This is a genomic window from Chloroflexus sp. MS-CIW-1, assembly GCF_030444705.1.
GTDB lineage: Bacteria > Chloroflexota > Chloroflexia > Chloroflexales > Chloroflexaceae > Chloroflexus.
Genome location: NZ_JAUBWR010000001.1, coordinates 2472221 through 2494027, shown reverse-complemented (window position 1 = coordinate 2494027; position 21807 = coordinate 2472221). Strand labels below are relative to the sequence as shown.

15 protein-coding genes and 1 pseudogene are annotated in these 21807 nt (G+C 51.4%); 7 read left to right on the top strand and 9 right to left on the bottom strand.

The window, feature by feature from the left end; translation table 11 throughout:
* Positions 1 to 12: 12 nt before the first annotated feature.
* From QTO31_RS09825 to QTO31_RS09810, 4 genes are all read right to left on the bottom strand, one after another.
* The gene (locus QTO31_RS09825; RefSeq protein ID WP_301428948.1) at positions 13 to 900 is read right to left on the bottom strand and encodes an alpha/beta fold hydrolase; all 888 of its coding nucleotides are present in this window, start codon (positions 898 to 900) and stop codon (positions 13 to 15) included.
* 121 nt (positions 901 to 1021) lie between these two features.
* Entirely contained in the window at positions 1022 to 3109 is a 2088-nt protein-coding gene (locus tag QTO31_RS09820) for a putative bifunctional diguanylate cyclase/phosphodiesterase (protein ID WP_301428947.1), read from the bottom strand.
* Between the two features lie 66 nt (positions 3110 to 3175).
* Positions 3176 to 3625, bottom strand: a complete 450-nt coding sequence (locus QTO31_RS09815) for a response regulator (RefSeq protein ID WP_031459250.1) — start codon at positions 3623 to 3625, stop codon at positions 3176 to 3178.
* 21 nt (positions 3626 to 3646) lie between these two features.
* Positions 3647 to 5740, bottom strand: coding sequence for a sensor histidine kinase (locus QTO31_RS09810; RefSeq protein WP_301428946.1), 2094 nt, complete (start codon positions 5738 to 5740; stop codon positions 3647 to 3649).
* A 196-nt stretch (positions 5741 to 5936) separates the two neighbouring features.
* Between QTO31_RS09810 and QTO31_RS09805 the strand changes: the two genes are divergently transcribed.
* Entirely contained in the window at positions 5937 to 7076 is a 1140-nt protein-coding gene (locus QTO31_RS09805) for a hypothetical protein (RefSeq protein WP_301428945.1), read from the top strand.
* A gap of 225 nt (positions 7077 to 7301) precedes the next feature.
* On the opposite strand, the gene QTO31_RS09800 is transcribed toward QTO31_RS09805, so the two are convergent.
* On the bottom strand, positions 7302 to 7709 hold the full coding sequence (locus tag QTO31_RS09800; RefSeq protein WP_031459247.1) for an EVE domain-containing protein: 408 nt from the start codon (positions 7707 to 7709) through the stop codon (positions 7302 to 7304).
* Positions 7710 to 7814: 105 nt separating this feature from the next.
* On the opposite strand from QTO31_RS09800, the gene QTO31_RS09795 reads away from it, so the two are divergent.
* Positions 7815 to 9044, top strand: a complete 1230-nt coding sequence (locus QTO31_RS09795) for a J domain-containing protein (protein WP_031459246.1) — start codon at positions 7815 to 7817, stop codon at positions 9042 to 9044.
* Here QTO31_RS09795 and QTO31_RS09790 read toward each other — a convergent pair.
* The 3 genes and pseudogenes from QTO31_RS09790 to QTO31_RS19415 form a co-directional block, all read right to left on the bottom strand.
* Complete coding sequence (locus QTO31_RS09790) at positions 9041 to 10288, bottom strand: hypothetical protein (protein ID WP_301428944.1); 1248 nt, start codon at positions 10286 to 10288, stop codon at positions 9041 to 9043. The genes QTO31_RS09795 and QTO31_RS09790 overlap by 4 nt on opposite strands.
* Positions 10289 to 10645: 357 nt before the next feature.
* Positions 10646 to 11683 (bottom strand): annotated as a pseudogene (locus QTO31_RS09785) (TIGR02710 family CRISPR-associated CARF protein); the annotation flags it as partial.
* Positions 11684 to 11701: 18 nt separating this feature from the next.
* Positions 11702 to 11986: a hypothetical protein gene (locus QTO31_RS19415; RefSeq protein ID WP_411278394.1), complete on the bottom strand. Its 285-nt coding sequence runs from the start codon at positions 11984 to 11986 to the stop codon at positions 11702 to 11704.
* A gap of 166 nt (positions 11987 to 12152) precedes the next feature.
* Here QTO31_RS19415 and QTO31_RS09780 point away from each other — a divergent pair, with 166 nt between their 5' ends.
* Both QTO31_RS09780 and QTO31_RS09775 read left to right on the top strand, forming a co-directional pair.
* On the top strand, positions 12153 to 15740 hold the full coding sequence (locus QTO31_RS09780) for a GAF domain-containing protein (protein WP_301428943.1): 3588 nt from the start codon (positions 12153 to 12155) through the stop codon (positions 15738 to 15740).
* Positions 15741 to 15748: 8 nt separating this feature from the next.
* Positions 15749 to 16411: a LuxR C-terminal-related transcriptional regulator gene (locus QTO31_RS09775; RefSeq protein ID WP_031461165.1), complete on the top strand. Its 663-nt coding sequence runs from the start codon at positions 15749 to 15751 to the stop codon at positions 16409 to 16411.
* Between the two features lie 76 nt (positions 16412 to 16487).
* On the opposite strand, the gene QTO31_RS09770 is transcribed toward QTO31_RS09775, so the two are convergent.
* Positions 16488 to 16916, bottom strand: a complete 429-nt coding sequence (locus tag QTO31_RS09770; protein WP_301428942.1) for a hypothetical protein — start codon at positions 16914 to 16916, stop codon at positions 16488 to 16490.
* 660 nt (positions 16917 to 17576) lie between these two features.
* On the opposite strand from QTO31_RS09770, the gene QTO31_RS09765 reads away from it, so the two are divergent.
* The 3 genes from QTO31_RS09765 to QTO31_RS09755 are packed head-to-tail and all read left to right on the top strand — an operon-like array spanning position 17577 to position 21648.
* Positions 17577 to 18281 carry a response regulator transcription factor gene (locus QTO31_RS09765; RefSeq protein WP_031461118.1) on the top strand — a complete coding sequence of 235 codons (705 nt, stop codon included), beginning with the start codon at positions 17577 to 17579 and terminating at the stop codon, positions 18279 to 18281.
* The gene (locus QTO31_RS09760) at positions 18278 to 19465 is read left to right on the top strand and encodes a sensor histidine kinase (RefSeq protein WP_301428941.1); all 1188 of its coding nucleotides are present in this window, start codon (positions 18278 to 18280) and stop codon (positions 19463 to 19465) included. The genes QTO31_RS09765 and QTO31_RS09760 overlap by 4 nt, the downstream gene beginning before the upstream one ends.
* On the top strand, positions 19462 to 21648 hold the full coding sequence (locus tag QTO31_RS09755) for a VC_2705 family sodium/solute symporter (protein ID WP_301428940.1): 2187 nt from the start codon (positions 19462 to 19464) through the stop codon (positions 21646 to 21648). Before QTO31_RS09760 ends, QTO31_RS09755 begins: the two co-directional genes overlap by 4 nt.
* Positions 21649 to 21807 lie beyond the last annotated feature (159 nt).

Sequence of the window (21807 nt, the reverse complement as noted above, 5' to 3'; positions counted from 1 at the left end):
AGATAATGCTCCTCATTCTGCCAGCAACCACTGTGCCAAGTATGCAATCATCGTATCAGAGGCGTCTTCCAATACGTAATGCCCGGCATCATCAAGGCGGGTCACATACGCGGTCGGGAAACGGGTCAACCATCCGGCCAGAAAGCGATCGTCGAAACACCAATCGCGTCCGCCCCAAAAAATGCGCACCGCTTTGTGACGAAGCACCACTAGATCGCGATCAATAGCATCAACAACCGGCCAGGTTCGGTGTCCTGGATGGAGTGGAATATCTTGCACAAAACGGGCAATTGCCACCCGATCAGCCGGCGTCTGATATGGCCAGAGATAACCGGCCCGCACTGCCGGATCTAACGGTCGTGTGACGGCCATCACTGTAGCGGCAAGGGCAAAGGCATTCACGTGCCGGATGGCCCATTCGCCGATCCACGGCAACTTCCCTACCGCAATACGCCACGGCACATACGGCGAGAGAAATGCCGCCGTATTCAGCAATACGATCCGCCGCACCAGTTCAGGATGGCGAACAGCCCATCCCATTCCGATGGCACCACCCCAATCATGAACCACCAGATCAACCGGCCCCAGGTTGAGCCAGGCCAACAGTTGTTCAAGATGACGAATATGGTTGGCGAGGCAATACGGGTAGTGTAGTGGTTTGTCTGATAACCCACAGCCAAGATGGTCAGGCGCGATCACCCGCCGTCGGTCACGGAGTGCCACAATCAGGCGTCGGTAAAAGAAAGACCAGGTTGGATTCCCATGAAGCATCACAACCGGTATTCCTGTGCCTTCGTCGACATAGCGAATAACGCCAGTACCGCCGGGTAGAGCGTACTCGCCAACCCGAAAGGGAAAAAGGGCTTGCAGCGCAGCCGGTAGAGTGAGGTGTGTCAGCATGCGTGAAATGTTCTCCGCTACACATACAACAGTCCAATCTGAGTATACACCGACTGGCAACTGTACGCACTAGCGAACAATGGATTGTCCGCCAATCCCACTGCTAGGAAGAATGCAGACATTACATCATTGCTCGTTGCAGGAACTGACTTGCTTCTTCGGTTGGCAATGGTTGACCGAGCAAATATCCCTGACCATAATCGCATCCTACCATACGCATCCGTTCAACCTGCTCAACAGTTTCCAGACCTTCGGCAACCACTTCCAGATGAAGTCCACGCGCTAAATTGACAATAGCATTCACAATCGCTTGCGAATGATGATTCTGATCGATTTGAATAATAAAGTTCCGATCAATTTTAATCTGATCGATTGGCAATTGTATCAAATAACTCAATGACGAATAACCAACCCCAAAATCATCAAGCACGATCTGGATACCATAATTGCGAAGTTGCGCTAACACTGCTGCCGCCTCTTGACTGTATTCCATCAAGGTGTTTTCGGTAAGTTCTAGTTTAATTGATTGCGGTGGTATGTTGTACTGTTCTAATACCTGCACGAGTCGCGCATAGAGATCGGGCACCATAAACTGGCGTGCCGAAAGGTTTACGTGAATTGACAGATCGTTGGCCGATAACGTTTGTCGCCATTCGGCCAGTTGCTGGCAGACAAGTTCTACGACCTGCCAACCAATCGCGGTTCCCAAACCGATCTCTTCGGCAATGTTTAGAAAAGCTGCTGGTGAGAGCAGTCCGTGCACCGGGTGTTGCCAGCGCACCAACGCCTCAAACCCGATCAATTTCCCCGAATGAATGTTAACAATTGGCTGGTAGTAGACGACAAACTCGCGCAATGTTACTGCCCGTCGCAAATCATGTTCAAGCGCCAGCCGGGCCTGCGCTGCTTCGCGCATAGCTGGTTGAAAGACAACGTAGCGTGATTTCCCAGCTGCTTTTGCCCGGTACATTGCAATATCGGCGTCACGTAATACTTCAGCAGGATCGTTATATTCTGCCGAGCCGAACACGATGCCCATACTGGCAGAGGAATGGAGGAGATGACCGCTAACCTCAAGCGGACGATCTAACTGCTGTAAGATACGCTCGGCAACGCTTACCGCCTGTTCAACGGAAGCTATATCATCAAGCAGGATAACAAACTCATCACCACCCATGCGCGCACACGTGTCAATAGCGCGCAGACACCGGTACAATCGTGTCGCAACTGCCACCAAGTATCGATCGCCAACCGGATGACCAAAACTGTCATTGATAAACTTGAAACGGTCGAGATCAAGGAAGATCACGGCAAAGTGGTAGTCAGGATGACGTTGGCTCCGTTTGATCGCCTGAGATAACCGATCACTCAAAAGCAGACGGTTTGGCAAACCGGTGAGTGCGTCGTGCAAAACTCCGTGTTGCAGGCGCAACTCCATCAATTTTCGTTCGGTCACATCGCGGTAGTTAACGATGACCCCCTCTACCGCCGGATCATCGAGCCAGTTAGACGCAGTTGCTTCGATCCAGCGCCAGCCACCACCAGCCCGAAGCACACGAAACTCGGTGATCGTCGAGGCGCCAGATTGTCGAACTAAATCAAAAAAGGTATGTTTGACCCGTTCACGATCAGCCGGATGAATAAAGGTGAAGCTAGAAACTGGTTGTGACAGAAAGCCCTCTACCTGATAGCCGAGCAGATGATGAGTCGAGGGACTGGCATAGCGAACCAACCCATGCCGATCGACAATTAAAACTGCATCACTGCTGCGTTCGATCATTGCGCGAAAGAGACGTTCGTTCCGCTGTAAGGCCTGTAAAGCCTCTTGTCGTTCGATGAATAACCGGCGCTCACGCAACGCGCGTTCGGCGATCCGCGGAAGTTCGAGAAGAGTTGCTGGCGTCTTTACCACATAATCCAATGCCCCCGCCTTAAGTGCTGCTACCGCAGTTTGTTCATCACCATGGCCGGTCATTAAAACGACCGGTAAGGGTACATCTGCATCCGTGATGATCAGCAATTCATCACTACGACCATCAGGCATGTACAAATCGCAAATAATCAGGTCGAAGGAGTGTGTTGCTAAGAGTTGTCGGGCTTCGTGGAGCGATGATGTAGCCGTGATCTGTACTGCACTGTGTTCAAATGCCCGTTGGATAAGCGCAACATGATCGAGATTGTCTTCAACTAACAAAATGTGTGGTTTCACTGCAAACTACCCGCCAATCTAAATGCAGACTCGGAAGCGTGTGCCTGGTACCTCATCATGCTCGTTTCATGCATGAAGTACCTGATTCCATTCCAGCCAGTAATCACCCAAATCGTTCATCATCCGGATAAACTGCTCAAAATCGACCGGCTTGACCAGATAACTGTTGGCATGAAACTGATACGCCAGGCGAATATCGCTCTCCATCCGCGATGTTGTCACGATTACCACCGGAAGATGCCGGAACGTAGGGTCAGTTTTGATCGCTTGCAACACCTCAAGACCGCCCAAGCGTGGGAGTTGCAAATCAAGCAACACGATATGAGGGGATGGATTAGTTTCCGGATCGGTGTATGGTGCTTGCCGTCGCAGATAATGAAGTGCCGCTTCACCATCTGCAACGTGAATAATGCGGTTAGGAATCCGATGATCGTTCAGCACACGAGTGATCAGTTCAGTGTGATCAGGGTTATCTTCCACCAGTAGAATCACGACTGGATCGATACTGCCCGACATGATTGTACTCCTTACCATAACTTACTCTGATACAGGTGGCTGTGGCAATGTGAGATAAAACGTTGCACCTTTTCCCAAGCCTTCTGATTCCACCCATATCTTACCACCGTGCGCTTCGACAATGCGGCGTGCCAGCGCCAGACCGATACCGGTGCCCTCAATCTGCATATTGAGACGCTCGAAGAGACCGAATATGCGCTGCGCGTGACGTGGTTCGATGCCGATCCCATTATCACGAACACTAACGAGAACAAAACCGGGTTGATCGGCAGGTCGGGCTTCGATCCAAATCTGCGGTGACGGCTGGTCACCCATAAATTTCGCTGCGTTATCGATCAGATTCTGAAACACTTCACGCAACCGTGTCCGATCACCGTAAATTTCCGGCAGGTTTGGTGGCAGATTGAGGTAGACATTCCGTTCGGCTAGTCGGCTACTCACACTGGCTGCTGCCTCACTGATCAATAGTCCCAGACCGATCCGGCTGGGCTGGCTGAGTTTCCTACCCGCCCGTGACAGATTGAGCAGATCTTCGAGGAGCTGGTACATACGGTCGGCAGCGGCGATGATTCGTTGCAGATCGGCAGGAATCCGCTCTAAATTACCCGCTTCCAGGTCGCGTTGAATATAACTGGCAAAGCCTTTAATCGTAATGAGTGGACTTTTGAGATCGTGCGAGACCGTGTACGCAAATTGTTCCAGTTCTGTGTTGCGCGCAGTCAGTTCATTCAGCAAACGTTCACGTTCAATTTCGGCCTTCTTTCGTTCAGTAACATCAATTCCCAGCGCCTGATACTCTATCGGTACGCCGTTATCATCTAACAGTAGACGATTGATCCAGTGTTGCCAGCCGATTGTGCCATCGGGTTGCAACACCTCATGCTCATGTTCCATGGTCGGCTGCTCAGGGGTAAGCTGACGAATATCAGCGGCAACCTGTGCCCGTCGTTCGGGGGGAATTAGCTCATAGAAATTGAAACCGATAAGTTCCTCGCGTGAACGCTGGAATGTCTGGCAGTAGCGATCATTCACAAACGTCAGTGTTCCATCGGCCAGGAAACGACAGATCAAGGCCGGCATATCTTCGACCAGACCACGGTAGTAGAGTTGGCTACGTTGCAGCTCGGTTTCAATCGTTTTCTGTGCGGTAATATCAATTTGAAGTCCGTACATGCCCTGCAACACGCCTTGTGCATCTACGACCGGCTGACCGATGCCACGCAACCAGCGGATTGTGCCATCGGGTAAGATCACCCGAAAATCAACGGTCAATTCCTGAATGTTGCTGATAGCACGGTCAACTGCTGCCCGAACAGTAGCCTGATCATCGGGATGAATACGCGCCAGCCAGGTGAGGAAAGTAAGTTTTTCGCGGGTGGGTTCGATGGCAAGCAGAGGATAATTTTCTGGCGACCAACGAATGGTTCGGGCCTGGGCATCCCACTCCCAGGCCCCGGCGCGCGCTGCCAGCAGTGCCTGCCGCAGCCATTGCTCGGCTCGTTTACGTTCGGTAGCCTCCTGACGACTCTGGCGTAGGGCAGCGGAAAGTTGCGCATCAACGATGAAAATAATGATACCGGTTAGGAGTAGGATCACCGAGATCAGAATGGTATAGACGAGCGATGTCTCTAATAACTGCGTCGTCTGTGGTAGCCAGCCAGTCAATTCGAGAAGCCATAGCCCCAACATCGTGGCGCTACTTACCAGCGCAGCACCTGATGCTCCGTAGCGACCAAATCCAATACCGGTCAGTAACACAACAAGAACGTAGTGCAGCACTGCCGAGCTACGCACACCACCGCTGAAAAGAGCTGTAACGGTAATGACGAACCAGAGGACGCCGCATACCAGACCGGTGCCTGTGTAGACCGCTCCACGGCGTACCATCCAGGCCCCTCCTGTAAACGTAATGGTCATTACTGCCGACGCCAGCAGTGGGATTGCTGGTTGGGCGTAGAGAAATGGGCTGACAATGCTAAACAGACCGGCAATAAGCGCCAGAGTGCTAAAAATCGGCCACAAGATCACTGCGCCGTACTGCTGTCGGTTGGCAAACGGAATTTTCAAGGGGAATATATGGGTAAAGAAGGCTGTGAGTAGATGATCTGAATTCATATATTCATACAATGTTTCAGTATACAGAAGATCACTATTCCGTGTTAACCATATTATATTATGATTCAATCATCGAACAGATGTCGTATACTAACAACCGGTGCTTCTTTTTACCATTAACATATCAGATTGTTATTACCAAAACCGTTTCACTTGGCTTTAAAGTGAGCTTATTTGCAACAAGATTGATACTGCTATGCGCTATCGTTTGTTCATCGTGCTACTGGCTGGACTGATCGCCTGTAGTACCACGACCTCACTGCCCACCCCATCACCAACCGCAGCAGTGGTACGTCCAACACCGGACATCCCACTGTTACCGGCGCCATTGTACGTACTCGACCGTGGACAGATTGCGCGTATCGAACGTGATGGCGCGACACGTCGCCAATTAACCCGTGAACGAATTGAATACGCCGGTATTCCGCCAATCAGTGATATGGATATTCACCCTACCGCCGGGATGGTTTACGTGGTGGGTGCGGCTGCTGGTGACCGACTGGTACGCACGGATCTTGACGGCAATAATCCCCAGATCATTTACGAGGAAGCCGGGCATCAGCTCAGTGCGGTACGCTGGTCACCTGACGGCGCGCTGATCTATCTCCGGTTTCAAAACAACCGTGAAATCCGTGATCTCCCTGACGGTCTCTATCGGATCGCGGCGAGTGGAGGGGCGCTCGAATTAGTTCTTGCCGATGATCCTGTTGATAATCCAACGAATCCGTCTCGCTCAGTACGCAGGTATTATCCATTCCTCTGGGATTCAACAGGGAACACATTGATAGTCGAGTCGTCGGCCACATTTTACGACGATTGCGAGCTGGTGTTCTGGCAAGCGCAACGCCAGGAACTGCGTCGCCCGACTCTGCCGGAGGACATGCAGAGTCTGTGTGGCGAAGCTTTTTGGCTTAGTGATGGCAATGCCGCGCTCTTCCTCATCGGCCCACCCACCGGTCCTGGTATCTGGCAGGTAGACGTGCAAACCTTGCAAGCGCAGCCACGCACCGCTGATGGTGTCCTGGCCCGAGCCCCCTTTCTCAAAGGTGATGATCTGCTCTTTGTGGCTGTAGATCGTGTCAATGACGGGTTTACCTTTACGCTCACCCGGCAGTCACCTGATGGCGCGTTAACCAGGCTGCGACCACCGTTTCGCGAAACTCCCCTCCTCATTCGCTGGGCGCCCGACGGGAGCGGCATTGCTGCGGTCGTTCAAACTGCGCGTGGTACAGCATTACGCTGGTATCCGATTGGTGATTTGCCAGCGGTCGAATTACCCCAAACAGAAAATGGAGTTTCATGGTTGATTTGGGGATCGATTCCTGATCGCAGTTGAGCGGTACCGGGTTACCAATCTTGCCTCTTCCCCAGGCGATGTCGTGTTCCTTGCCTTCCGTTTGCGGAGCAATGGTTATACTGCTGCGCCAGCCGATGGGGTTCCAGTTGTGGCACGATGCGAGTTACCGGTCTGCACATCTCGCGCCACTGATGACCGTTACCATCCTGGCAGAGCGAGTTCCAAACCCTCCCACTCATGTGTTCTTCTCGCGCACCTCTACCTCTATTCGGCCATTGCCAGCAGACGTTGCCACTGTTCGGCGGTAACCGGTACCACCGAAAGGCGCCCCTGGCGCACCAGCGCAAAATCGGCAAAAAAGGGATCGGCCTTAATCGCTTGCAACGTGACAGGGCGTGCCAACCATCGTAATGGAACAACATCCACGACCAACAGACGAGGATCACTCTGCTTGGGGTCAGGGTATGGATCGCTCACGACCTGAGCGAGACCAACTGCCTGACGCTCATCACCCGTGTGGTAGATCAATGCCTCATCACCACAACGTATGTCGCGTATGTGCTTGAGCGCCACATTGTTGGTCACTCCATCCCATACTGTGCGTCCTTCTCGCAGCAGATCGGCAAAACTGTAGACGGTTGGTTCAGTCTTGAGTAACCAATAGTTCGGCATAGCGTCCTCTACACTCGCTAGGGTCAGCTTTCGTTGCTGCCTATACATCATTCGCGAGACGATCATACCAGATTTGCTATAATATCCGGCGTGAAAGGGGGCTACGTGAACGACGACTTTGAACAGCTTGACGACTACACTATCTTGGGTATTAAGCCTGGCGCAACACCGGCTGAGATAAAACAGGCTTATCTCAAACAGATCGGAATCTATCATCCTGATCGCTTCGCAGGTGCTTCGCCTGAACAACAGGCCTATGCTGCCCGCCGTGCTCGCCGTATCAACCAGGCCTACCAGAATCTCCGCCGCCGCCGTTCAGTTTCTGTACCGGTCACGACAACGCAGCGTGATTATCAAGCTGAACTGTACGCGCAGGCGCAAGAGCATCTGTCCGCCGGTAGACGGTTACAGGCGTTAGCCACATTACGCGAATTGCAACGCATCAATCCCTGGTACCGCGATTGCGCCACGCTGATTGCAACCCTTGAGTCAGAACAGCGATCTGCGGTCGTGACCCCGCGCACCGTCTCACGGCGTACCGTGCTCGTTGCAATGGCAAGTGGTGTTGGGCTAAGTTTGCTGGGTTGGTTGGGTTGGCAGCAGTTGCAGGGCGCGACCGCGTCACAACAGTATCCGCCAGCGATGCTTCCAACGACGATCTCAGAGCCAACGACTCCGCCATCACCTACTGTTGCTCCCTCACCGACGACTCCGCCATCACCCACTGTTGCCCCTTCACCGACGGCGGTGCCATCACCTGCTGTCACACCATCACCTACTGTCGCCCCATCACCCACTGTTATCACTAGCGGCCCAGTAGTTTATCAAGCCAACTTCGGAGCCAACAGCGATTGGCCGACCACCAGTGGTAACGGCTGGAGTGTCGGTGCTGATAACGGTCGGTATCTGATCCAGGCTAACGCCGGGCTGGGCGACATCTGGGCATTTCGGACTTCACCGATTGGGAGCGATTTTGTTGTGGACGTAGAAGTGCAGGTTACCGGCGATTGGGCTGGTCTCATGCTACGATTCAACGATCCGAAACATTACCTGAGTTTTCTGATCAATCCGGTGCAGGGGCAGTATCGCTGCGACGAACGGAATGGTGATCAACGAATCGTGCTCGCCACAGGTCAGGTGGAAGTGCGAGATGCTACCCGACTCGGCGCCCGACTTGAGAACCAAGGCATAACACTCTTTGTAGACGACCAGATTGTAGAAATGTTGACCGCCTCCTCACCTCCCCCCGATCCACGGTACGGTCTCATCGTGCGCGCTGAACGCAATCCAACGACAGCGGTCTTCCGTAACCTCACCATCCGTGCCCTCAATTAAGGACGTTGTGGCAGCCACATCGCCAGCACACCGTCGCTGCGGCGAGTGGCAATGCCCCGGTTGATGTCTAGTACGTGAACGCCGTCATTAGTGCCATACGCCAATGCCCGCCCATCGCTTGACCATAGATCGAAAGAGAGCGTGTACGCATCGAAAAAGTTAATCTGGGCGAGAAACTCCTGGCTGGGAACAAACGTGTTCAGAGTTCGCGAGGAAGTGCCATTCCGACCAACCAATTGCCAGCGCAGTTGTGGTGAACCACTGCTCGAACGGCCCGCAGGGGTAAGGTAGGCAATCTGTTCCCCATTTGGTGACCAGAAAAAGGCAACAACATCGTCATCAGTCGCCGAAAGTGTCTGCACCGAACCATCGAGCGTTACCAGCTTCAACGGGCCGAAACCTTCAGGTCCGACGGTTGTATACGCAATCTCATCACTCTTTGGCGAACGACTGAAGATGATGGCTGCCATTGGTTCACGTGCCAGTACTTGTGGTTGCATTTCGCCAACCTTGACTCGGGTCAAGACGCTCTCAACCTTTTCAACCGTTGGTGGGCCTTCAATTGGCGGTTGCGCTACGTAAAAGAAACTTTCGCCATCAATACTCCAGGCAGGAACCTGAAAAAACCCGGGATCGTCAATTTCGTACAACGGTTGTTTCCGACCGAGTTGTACCGAGATGACCCGCCCGTCCTCGAAGATAGAGCCTCCGATATGTACCAACACCGACGAGCTATCAGGTTGCCAGGCCAGATACAACGAACTCGGCGAAACACTCACTAATTCAGCCTCGCGCGAGCCATCTGCTGGCACAATATGCATTCCTAACCCGCCGGTGCTACGGTTTGACAAGAACGAGAGATGCTGACCGTCAGGCGACCAGACCATATAGAGCGGTGGATTGGTTGTCGAGCGATACAATTCGGTACGTGTCCCACTACGTAAATCAATAACTTGCAGGATACTGACATTGCCCTTCCGGCTAATGTAGGCAACGCGACTTCCGTCAGGTGCCAACGCCGGATAGCGAAACAACTCTGTACTGAGATCATCGGCCAGTACCTGGGCGTTCCCCTGGCGATCAACAATTGCCAGTCGTTGTCCCGGACCAACGACCAGTAATTTCTGATCAACCGGGCGATTCGTAATGAGCAGGAAAGCCACTACGCCTGCGCTCAGACTGCCGATGAGAATCACTATGCTTAACAGCCCAATAATCGTCAATAAGATTCGGCGGGCAGCCATACATCGCTCCTTTCCGGTGAGGGGTGTATGTTAAGTAGTATAACAAGGTTTCGGTGTAAAAAGAAAAATTTTTTCACGCCGTGGACTGTTCGCTTATTCTGCCGATGCTTTGCCGCGCCTTCGGGATGATCGTCCCTGAAGCGTGATACCGGGCAAGCATTGTCCTTCTCGCTACGCCACGTAAGGACGTGTTCACCTTTCGCTCCTAGCAGCAGCGGGAGGGAATGAGAACTGCCGGCTATGTGCAGGCTAGAAGACTGCCATCCAGGAAAGAGGAGTATCGCTCTAACAACATCCCGCAAGTGTTTGGAATGGCGATCTAGTAAAGAACGCCAACAACAAAACCGTTTCTTTATGCTACAACTTGATAAATCGGTACAGTTTTTCCCAATTTTCACGCTTGTGTGCTATGATTGCGAAGAATTGATCAAGAACTTGCTCAACCACACTTACGAAATCACGATACTCTGTTTCGGTAATCTGACGAAAGCCGTGGTCCAGAATGCTCTTATTGCGCACACTCACGCGGTTTTGAATATCGGCTAGATTGACCGACTGGACGAGTGGATCTTGAAGCGCTTTTAACAACATATACCCGTTGAGTAAAGTGATAGGGTTGTATCGACCATCACGATTCGGTTGCAGACCTCGTTCACGAAAACCCAATGATCGCTCAACAGCGCGGTATTCATTCTCAAGCTGTGGTTGCCGCTGTTTGAGCCGATCAATATCAGGATGTTCAGCCAACACACCATGCGTTGCCAGGCGATGCTGGCTCATCAATTCCAGACTACGGTAGTGTAACAGTGCGGCCGTGTCATATCGTCGTTGTGCTTCACGACGCAGTGCATTGGCGTGAAGTGAGCCGAGGAGCGGTAAGATCGCATCAGCATCAGCCAAAGTAGACAAGTCCGTATTAGAATAGCGCATTGCCTGCGTCGTCCTGAGCAGACGACTGATCGCGTCACGTTGGGCTGCTAGCAGACGTTGCTGTACCCGCAGTTCGGTGATCAATGACTGAGCCAGGAGTTGAGCCATTGTCTCGGCAGCAGCCGCAAGACCGAAAGTATCCCATTGTGCGTAAGCCCGCGCTAACAGGGCTAGTTGCTCATAACCTTTATTTTCTTTTACCCGTTGGGCCAGATCGCGATAAATCCGCTCAGAGTTTACATAATCGTGAGCGTTAAACAAGCGTCTAGCTTGGGCAGCCTCCAGATCACCGAAGACTTCATACGGATCGGATGGATCGATCAGCCGTTGCGAGCCGGGCACAACCTGATTTTGTTCATAATCACTTTCGATGTAGATGGTTCCAAGACCAAGGACGTAAGCCGCCTTTGCTAGTCCTACCGTCATCGGTTTGGTACCGGCAGTGAGGTCGACCAGAATCTGGTCACGGTCGAGATCACACCACTATTCGATCACAGCGCGTAATTCGCGGTATACCTGGTTGACATCAGTATAATGGGCTATTCGCTTGATCCACGTTGGATCAGGTTCCCGATCTAGCTTTGCAGCCACCTTTTCTAAAAAATCATGGGTTTCCGGAGTAAGTAAAAACGCGACTCGCTTCGGTTGGAGTGCGCCGATCAGAAGGGCAGCCGTGTCTTCCTGACGACTACCGGCGAGGATCAACGCAACTGCCTGCCGGTTACCGACCCGCTCGCGAAATTGTTGTAACTGTGTGCTAAAATCCACGTTCATGCTCCTGTTTACAGTCAAGCCAATCGGATACTCCATCATCGTACCAAACGAATCATTTCCGGGTATGCTAAACGATTCCTTCATCTCTTGGCTTTGCGTACAATCGAACCTACAATAACAATACATCTACACACGGCTCTCCGCGAAAGGTGCATCGCTTATGCGCGAACTCTTAAGCATTATTGCCCTGTTCCCCAGCAATCCCCACTTTGCGCTTCGCAAGCTGCGGGCTTGGATCGGTCAGGAACGCGGTGCACTGGCCTGGGTATGGTTATTGCGCTTCGGTAGTCTGATCTGTCTTACGGTGTGGGTAGTGTTTCGGTCTAGAGGAAATATTGAACCATATTTCAATGGTTTCCTGATCGTAGGATTCATGTACGTCTTTCAAATTGCAACCGCAATTGGTGGAAGCTGGCGACCACAACTCTGGCAAAATCAGCGGATCAAGTTGTATCAAAATTTGATTGAAATTGTATTACTTAGTCTGGCTATTGTTCATTTTGGCTCGGCAGATGGGGTCTTATGGACATTCTATCTGATCCCAATGCTAAGCGCGATTCGCTTTTTACACAATCCATATCGAACTATTTCTATCATCTTGACAATATTAATTTCAACGTTCGCCGGTTGGCTCGTATACAAACATTCTGAATGGGGGCTATTTATTCCGCTAACCATCAATCTCCTAGGGTTGAGTATTCTTTTTGTTGCCCGCCGAACCAGTGTAAACCCTGGCGCTTTTGCCGATCAACGCTCAGAGGTCGCCCGGATTCTTGATCACTATCGCTCAGGAATCTGCATTATCGACCACGAACGACGAGTCCAGTTTGTTAATGCTGGCCTGCAACGATATTTTGGCAGATTAACGCCTGGTATAAAGTGTTACCAATACCTTGGCTGCATTGGTGAAAATTGCACTGCCTGCATGATTCCCGAACATGCCGTTCGGAACACCTTTCGCCACACGATGCTTGCACCGAGTGGGCGCAAGCACGAGTTCGAGGTAACGGTACACCCTCTCGCTGAAGATAACCATATTCTGCTGTTCCTCGACCCACCGCGTACTATTCAGCTCGAACTGTATGAACACCTCCTTGATACCATTGTTGACAACGACGAAGTGCATTTCAACAATGCCCTCAAACAACTATTGCAGTCAATCCGCGAGCAATTTTGTGCCGAAACGGCGGCTATCTTCTGGTTCAAAGAGGGCAAGCTCGAACGGGTGCTTGATAGTGGCCCTGAACTTCCCTTTGCCGAGAGCTATGAACCGGGTCAGGGGGTCACCGGACTCACGCTCATCACCACCTCCTATTTACGCTTTGGCCGTCCCGTTCGTGTCAACAATCTTGACGAGAAGCCAGAGGTGCTCCAAACCAACGTTGCCAGGTATCGTCAGGCATTACCTAGCGGAAAAGTACGCCATCTGCTGGCTGTACCTATCAACGGGCGTCGTCACGTCATTGGTGTGATCCGTCTGGTCAATCGTCTGCTTGATCCCAACTCGCATCACCTTGACCCGCACGGCTTCCATAGCGTGCACGAAATTGATCTGCGCATGATCGCCGAACGGCTGGCTCGCGCTATCGAATATCGCCAGTTGACACGTGAGAAAGAGCAGCAACTGGCCGAAACGCAGCGTTTCTACCGTATCTATGCCGCTAGTACTGCAGAGCGGAATGTTTTTGAGACGATTACTGAAGAGGCGATGGCAGCTTTTCCCGAGGCAAGTAAATGTGAAATTCGGCGTCTAAACCGCTCAAATCGAACACTGGAATATGTCTGTGCTCGGCACCGGCGGGGTTTTGACTATGGTTCCGAGCCGATTGCATTGGGAGGTATTGCTGGTCGTGCGCTGCGGGAAGAACGAATCCAGGTTGTTCCAGACACCAGTCAGGATGCTGACTTTGTTGCCGGTAAAGTCACCATTGGCGCTATGATGGTCGCCCCATTAATCGGCCAATTAGGTGTCGTCGGCACGCTTTCGCTCGATTACCCGGCCCCGCACACCTTCAGCGATGAAGAGCAACGTCGGTTTACCGCTCTGGCCATGCACGCAGCATTGGCAGCCGAAATGTTTTGGCGCAGAATGCAGAATGAGCAGCTTCGTGACTATATTCAGCGAATTAATGAAGATATTAGTCGCGGTGTTGAAAGTGTGTACAAGAATGTCTTAGCCGCACTGCGTGAGTTGATTGGTTACGATAGCGCATCGATCCAGCTTCGTTACGGCAATTATTTGAAGATTGTAGCGCATGATGGCTTTGTCGATCCAGATGCGCTTGAATTCATTTCATTTGACATTCATGATCAGCGTCTACCGAACTTTTACGTTATGCGAGACGGAATGCTGTTGATTGTTGCTGATGTTCGCCAGGATTACCCCCACTTCGAGACGGAAGCCGAACGCTATCAAAGTAAAGAGATTCGGAGTATTTTGTATATCCCTATGTTCTATCGACAGAAAATTATTGGGATGATTGCTCTCGACAGCCATGTTGTCAACTTCTATCGGTTTGGTGACGGCATTATTGGTACGCTGCTGGCAAGTGCGGCTGCGTCTGCAATTGATAATGCTCGTCTTGTTGAAGCCCAAGAGCGCCAGCAAGAAAGTTTACGCCGTTTGCTCAAGAGTAGCACCGATATTATCGGGATTAACGATGAGCAGGAACTTATTGATTCATATGCTCAACTAGGTATTCAGCTTTTTTTCTGCGAACATTGTGCGATCTTTATTACACACGCGCAGGGAGCGCAGGGAGTAGAAAAATTTGACTTCATAAGCTCATCGTTACGTCAGGAGTTTTCTGATAATTACGTTGAACTTGCCAAACGTATTTTTGCTAAAAGCGAAATTATGCGGTTGAGTGGCGAAGAACTCAGCCAGTATTGCGAAAATTATGGACTATCTGATGATGATTTTTATCATCTGTTAAGTGGTCGTAGTCGCTCACTCCTGGCCGCTTTCATGAGCGACCAGCAGCACCATACACGTGGAATAGTCTTGTTAGAGAATCATTGGGATGAAAATGGGTTCCCAGCGACCGCTGAAGAACTCCTTACGCTCTTTTGTTATCAGCTTGTTCACAGTCTCAGCGTCATCAACCTGCGCCGCAGCATTCGTGAGCAGTTAGGTATTGATGTCCATGACTTAGCAAACCTCTTGCAGGGAACAGTTATCTTTCGCATCAATAAACTTATTCGTCAATCAGAATATGGTAATATCGTTGATCAACTGAAAGAAAAACTACAATCAATCAACCGAGCGACAAAATATATCTATCAAGAACTGCACCGTGTTCAAGATGACTTACGCGGCAGAATAGACCTTGAGCAACCATTTGCTGAGGCATTAGAAGAATATATTGAACTTGTGCGAGAACGGATTGGCGACCAGGTGCAAATTCATAAGAATCTGCCAGATCACGTCAATATGCCGCCGGAGGTGTTGGCGATTCTCTTTCGTATTTGTCGGGAATCACTCGCGAATATTGCCAAACATGCTGGATTTACCAATTCGCCCGATGAGCGCATTGATATTAGCCTTAACATTGAACAAGCGAAATTTGTGCTTTGTATTGCTGATAATGGAAAAGGTCTTCCCACCGATAAGAATCTTGACCATCTCGAGAATGGATATGGTATTCACAGCATTAAAGAGTGGGCCAGGCGAATCGGCGCCAGCGCCACTATCAAGAATCGTGTTGGCGGAGGTGTTGTTGTTGAAGTACAAGGTAGCATAGTGTAGGAGTATTTATGGCTGAAACATTACGAGTGATAATTGCCGACGACATCCTTCCGTTTGTCAAAGGGCTGAAAGAGATGCTAAGCGAACTACCCGATGTCGAACTGGTCGGAGAGGCATTTACCGCCGCTGAAGCTGTGACGATGGCGCTCTCCCATCGCCCTGACGTCGTGATGATTGACGTAAGCTGGAAAGATGCCCGTACCAGTGGGTTAAGTGCTCGTCAACACCATGAAGCAGGTTTGATAGCAATTGAACGTATTAAGCGTCAGGCTCCTGAGGTGGCAATTCTGGCGATGACAGCCTACACCGAATTGGCAGAACTGGCCCGTCAACGTGGTGCCGATCTTGCGGTGCCAAAGGAGTTGCTTAACGACTTTGAACAACTTCATCAGCTTCTACGCAAAGCTGTCGATGCAGTCCGTGCTCCGCGTATACGCAAGGAATACGAAAGCCTTACCAAACGCGAACAGCAGATATTGGAAATGATGGCAAAGGGATTGACCGATCAAGAGATTGCCGGTGCCCTGGCATGGGGGATTGGGGTTATCAAGCGTGATGTCCAGACCATCTATGAAAAGCTCGATGCACGCAATAGAGCACACGCGATAGCTCGCGGTTACGATCTCGGCTTGCTGCCAAAAGGATGCAGTTTTCGCGCCGATGATACGTAATATTGTGTGGTAGGGTGGGTTTGCAACCCACCCGCATGTTGACAAATCGTGACAGAATTATCTTAGGTTGCCGCGTTTAACGAGTGACAACTGGAATAGAGACGCTAAACAGTCGTCCAACATTACCAAGGAGTGGAATGTCATTGGCGATCCCAAATGCGATGACCAGTTCGGCATCGCCGCCATTGCGTGCAGTGTCGCAGCAGAAGTGATTCACCGAAGGCCGATAGACGCATGGCTCGTGGCGACCATTCCTATCGAGATCACCTAGCAACGGAATATCGCCGGAAACACCGAACATCAGTGTAAATTCAGCATCACCACCATCACGAGCTGTATCGCAGTAGAATCGAGTTACTGCTACTCGGTAGGTGCATAGGTCATTATTGGGGAGTAGTGCAGTTGACGTATGAGGGTGAGTGAGCGTGATAGCTTCACTTGAGCTGAAAGACCAACCGAACGGTAAGATGAGCAGAAGGATTGAGACAAGAACTCGTAATTTCATGCGTATCCTTGACACCTATCGACATCCATGCGCAATCGCACACTAACGGTCATCGTTAGGAGGAGTTATATGGACATCACGGAGTGGCTTTCTTCCCGACCGTCTCCACAGCGGAGATGCGCCCCCTCCTGATTTCACTCCCGACAGTCCGTTTAGGGGGAGGAGGCAGCTCTCTTCCCGACTGCCCCCGTTGGGGTGCGCCCCCTCCTAACCTCCAACGGGGGAGGTTCCCCCACCGATGGACAGGCGCAGCGGCGTTTCGCCCGTCTATAGGAGCCATTGACCGGAAGGTATCTTCAATACAAGAATACAAGGTGTTGCCAATGAGACTGCTTCAAGAGCGACAACCGTTGCGCGTCGTGAACGTGTACACAACGTTGGTCGGTGTCTCAAACAAGACTGCGCAATCGGCGACTTTGTCAAACTCTTTGCGCTCGTAGCCTCTGACGACGGTTGTGGCAAATTATGGTATACTTCACTCCACAAACGGGAAAAGTTCCATCTTGATACCTTATATGCAGGCGTAAACGTTGACTTTCGTAACGCAATGTTTTGCGTGATACGCATTGTTGCCCGATATTGCCAGGTATCACGAACTGATAGTTAGCCTCGCTTGACAACATCCATTGCGTCCATCGTAAGGAAGCAGGGAGTGCTGCAATGGAAGCAGCTACAATTCTCGTTGTTGATGACGAGCAACCGATTGTCGATCTAGTTAGTAGCTACCTGACCAAGGAGGGTTTTGTCGTCCATCGTGCATATGATGGCCCGACAGCCTTAGCATTGGCACGCAGTGTTAAACCCGATCTGGTTATTCTTGATGTCATGCTGCCTGGCCTTGATGGCATTGAGGTCTGCCGACAGTTACACCGCGATACGTCGGTGTTTGTGTTGATGCTGACTGCCCGTGCTGATGAGATCGATAAGTTAATCGGTTTATCGGTAGGCGCCGACGATTATCTGACGAAACCGTTTAGTCCTCGTGAATTAGTTGCACGAGTGAAGGCTATTCTTCGGCGTAATCGTGTTGTGCGGGCTACTGAAATCAACCAGCGCCCAGTATTGCAGTTCGAGGGGTTGTTAATCGATCCTGAACGACGCGAAGTGGAACGTAACGGGGTGCGGGTTGATCTAACCCCCCGCGAGTTTGATTTACTCTACGCACTTGCCAGCTATCCAGGACGTGTCTTTACCCGTGAAGAGCTGCTCCAACGGGTCTGGGGTCCTGATTTTGCCGGCATTGACCGCGTGGTTGACGTTCATATTGGCACATTACGCCGAAAATTAGACGATGATCAGCATGGCACACCGCTCGTGCAGACAGTGCGTGGCGTTGGATATAAATTTGTCGGCGGTACACGATGATGAAATGGCTGCATCAGCTCCGATGGAAATTATTTGTCTCTCATTTTATCATTGTGCTGATGGCGTATGTTGTCTTACTAGCAGCAGCAAATGTTCTGACAAGCTTGGGTTGGACGAGTTTTGCCCCTTTGACGCTAGGAGCAGCAGCAGCAGAGACCGGTCAGATACATAGCGGTGTAACAAACGAAGCCGTCGCCTTACAAGAGCAATTCCAGTCGGTTGTTCAGCAGGCATTACTGATCAGTGGCTTTGCCGCGCTGACTGCTGCTGTTCTCGTGAGCCTCTTTGTTTCACGCCGAATTGTAGAACCGATTCAGACCCTCTCGAATGTGAGCCGACGATTAGCTCAGGGTCTTTACCGCGAGCGTATCTATCTTCAGGCTGATGATGAAATTGCCCAGTTGGCGCAGAGTGTGAATCAGTTGGCCGAGGCCCTTGATCAGACCGAGCGTCGGCGGTTAGCATTGTTGGCCGATGTAACCCATGAATTGCGTACACCGCTGGCAACAATCGGTGGCTACATGGAAGGCCTGGTTGATGGCGTCGTCTCAGCGAATCCGGCCACTTTTAACCTCATTTTGCGTGAAACCCGTCGTCTTCAACGCTTGATCGAAGATTTAGAACTGCTGTCGCGTGTGGAAGCCGGTCAGTTGCCGGTTGTGGCTCGTGCAATCGATTTACGTTCGGTACTGGAAGCCCAAATCGCGCAGTTTGAGCCACTCTTCAGCAGTAATCAGGTAACGTTATCACTCGATGCTCCTGAACAATTGCCGCAGGTCTGGGCCGATCCGGATCGCGTCGCACAGGTGCTGATAAATATTCTCGCCAACGCCTATCGATATACGCCAGCCGGCGGACAGGTGACGGTACAGGTCAGTACTGATGATCAGGAGGTGCGTGTAGCAGTGATCGATAGTGGCATTGGGATTGCAGCCGAACATCTCCCTCATCTGTTTGAACGTTTCTATCGGGTTGATAAATCGCGTGCCCGGAATAGTGGCGGAAGTGGCATCGGTCTGGCGATAGCCCGCCATCTGATCTATGCGCAGGGAGGTGAAATCTGGGCCGAAAGTGATGGGATCGGGAAAGGTGCTCGATTCATCTTCACGTTACCACTTGCACCACAAATGGCGACAATCCGGCTTGAGCCGATTGCGTCGGTTGATACGGTTGAGGCCTCATGAGCACGAGTCTCTGGATCGGTTTATTTCAATTATTTCTCGTTGTCGGTGGTGCGCTGGCTGTGTCGTTGTTTATCATTGACCGCCTCTTTCCGCCGATGCGTCATATCCATGGGCCACTTGATCCTGACTCCCTCCAACTGTTATCAAGGCGAACCACTACTATTCCCCCACCGCCATTACGCTGGCCGCTCGCACCGACCTGGTTACCTCACTACTGGCAGGAGAATATACGCCTCGTCGGGCCATTGCTGGTTATCTGGTTGCTCAGCGTTGTCTTGCCGGTCATTTTGGCCGTGCCGCTCAACCAGATCAGCATTTTAACCGGCTTTCCTCTTGGTTATTTCTTGAATGCGCAAGGGACACTGATCTGTTTCGTCACTCTGATCATTGTCTATAACTGGCGTATGTGGCTGCTTGATCGTCGTTATGGCCTGGAATTTCCTGAATCACCGGAGGAGCGGCAGCTACGGTGGCGTTACTCGTGGCGTTACCTTGGGTTTGTCATCGGACTTCTCCTATTACTGGCATTATTCATCGGGTTGGAAACCTGGTTTAACATTCCTTCATTCCTGATTGACTGGAGTTTCCTGGCACTGGCGATTGGTCTGTACGCTGTTATTGGCATTCGTTCGCGTGCCGACACCCTCGATGCCTACTACGTTGCCGACCGTAAAGTCCCAGCTATCCTTAATGGTCTGGCTACTGGCTCAGACTGGATGAGCGCAGCTTCGTTTATCAGTATGGCTGGTGCGCTCTATCTGTTAGGCTTTGAAGGGCTGGCCTACATTACCGGTTGGACGGGTGGTTACGTCTTGTTAGTGCTCCTACTTGCGCCATATTTGCGCAAATTCGGTCAGTATACGCTAGTGGATTTTGTCGGTGCCCGTTATCCGGGGGCGGGGGCACGGGTAATTGCCGCTATTCTGAGCATTATTATTTCTTTTACATATGTAACAGCCCAAGTGACCGGGATCGGTATCATTATGAGCCGCTTTCTCGGTCTGAACTATATGGTTGGCGTAATCGTTGGTTTGGCAGCGGTACTCCTCTGCTCGTTCCTCGGCGGAATGAAGGCTATTACCTGGACGCAAGGGGTGCAGGGGATCATTCTGGTCTTTGCTTACCTGGTACCGGTCACATGGCTGGCATTGAAATTGACCGGTGTCCCCTTTCCCCAGCTTATGTATGGTGAGGCGCTCTCCAACATCGAGCAGCTCGAACAATCGCAGGGCTTGACCAGCTATGTCGAACCGTTTAACAACTGGTCTATCTGGAATTATCTGGCACTTTCCCTGTGTTTGATGTTGGGCACCGCCGGAATGCCACACATTCTGGTACGCTTCTATACCGTACCTACGGTACAAGATAGTCGTAAAAGTGTTGCCTGGGCACTGGTGTGGATCTGTGTGCTCTATTTAACGGCCCCGGCTTATGCCGCTTTTGCGCGCTGGGAGATTCTAAACTCAGTAGTTGGGCAGCCAATTCTCGAACTGCCTGAATGGACGAAGCGTTGGGCAGATACCGGCTTGTTGATGATTGCCGATGATCCGGATCAAGGCGGTAATGGCGATGGTATTTTGCAATATCGTGAATTGCAGATCGATCAAGACCTGATCGTGTTATCAACGCCAGAAATTGCCGAGTTGCCGACAACCGTTGTCGCATTGGTGGCCGCCGGGGGCATGGCAGCCGCGCTCAGCACTGCCGATGGCCTCTTGATGGTGATCGCTTCGGCAGCAGCCCATGACATCTATCATCGTACACTGAATCCACGGGCCAGTTCACGCGAGCGTTTGTTGCTGGGACGGTTGTCGATCCTGGTTGTGGCTATTCTAGCGGCGTTGACTGCTCTGCAACGACTGGCGATTATCGTTCAGCTTGTGGCATGGGCTTTTTCTTTTGCAGCAGCTACGATTTTTCCGGTATTGGTGCTGGGTATTTTTTGGAAGCGTACCAATAGCCGGGGTGCTGTTGCCGGAATGATCTGTGGTTTCCTGGTAACTGCTGGCTACATGGCAATTACGTATTTTGCACCTGAGTGGACGGTTCTAGGTATTTCAAGCTCTGCTGCCGGTATTTTTGGCTTACCGGTCAATTTTCTGGTAACCTGGCTGGTTAGTCGGTATGGGCCACCTCCCGATCCAGAGGTGATGGCGCTAGTGGACTATGTGCGCTACCCGTGAGGTTGGTATCCCTTTCCCCGACCGAATAGCTCGAAAACACCAACGAATATCACGTACTTGCTGACAATGACACCCGACTCACGCTATTTCTTAGGGTACGTGCCGCCAGCCCACATTATGCAGACATCGTGTCATCCACAGCCTTCAAGTGATGTTGAT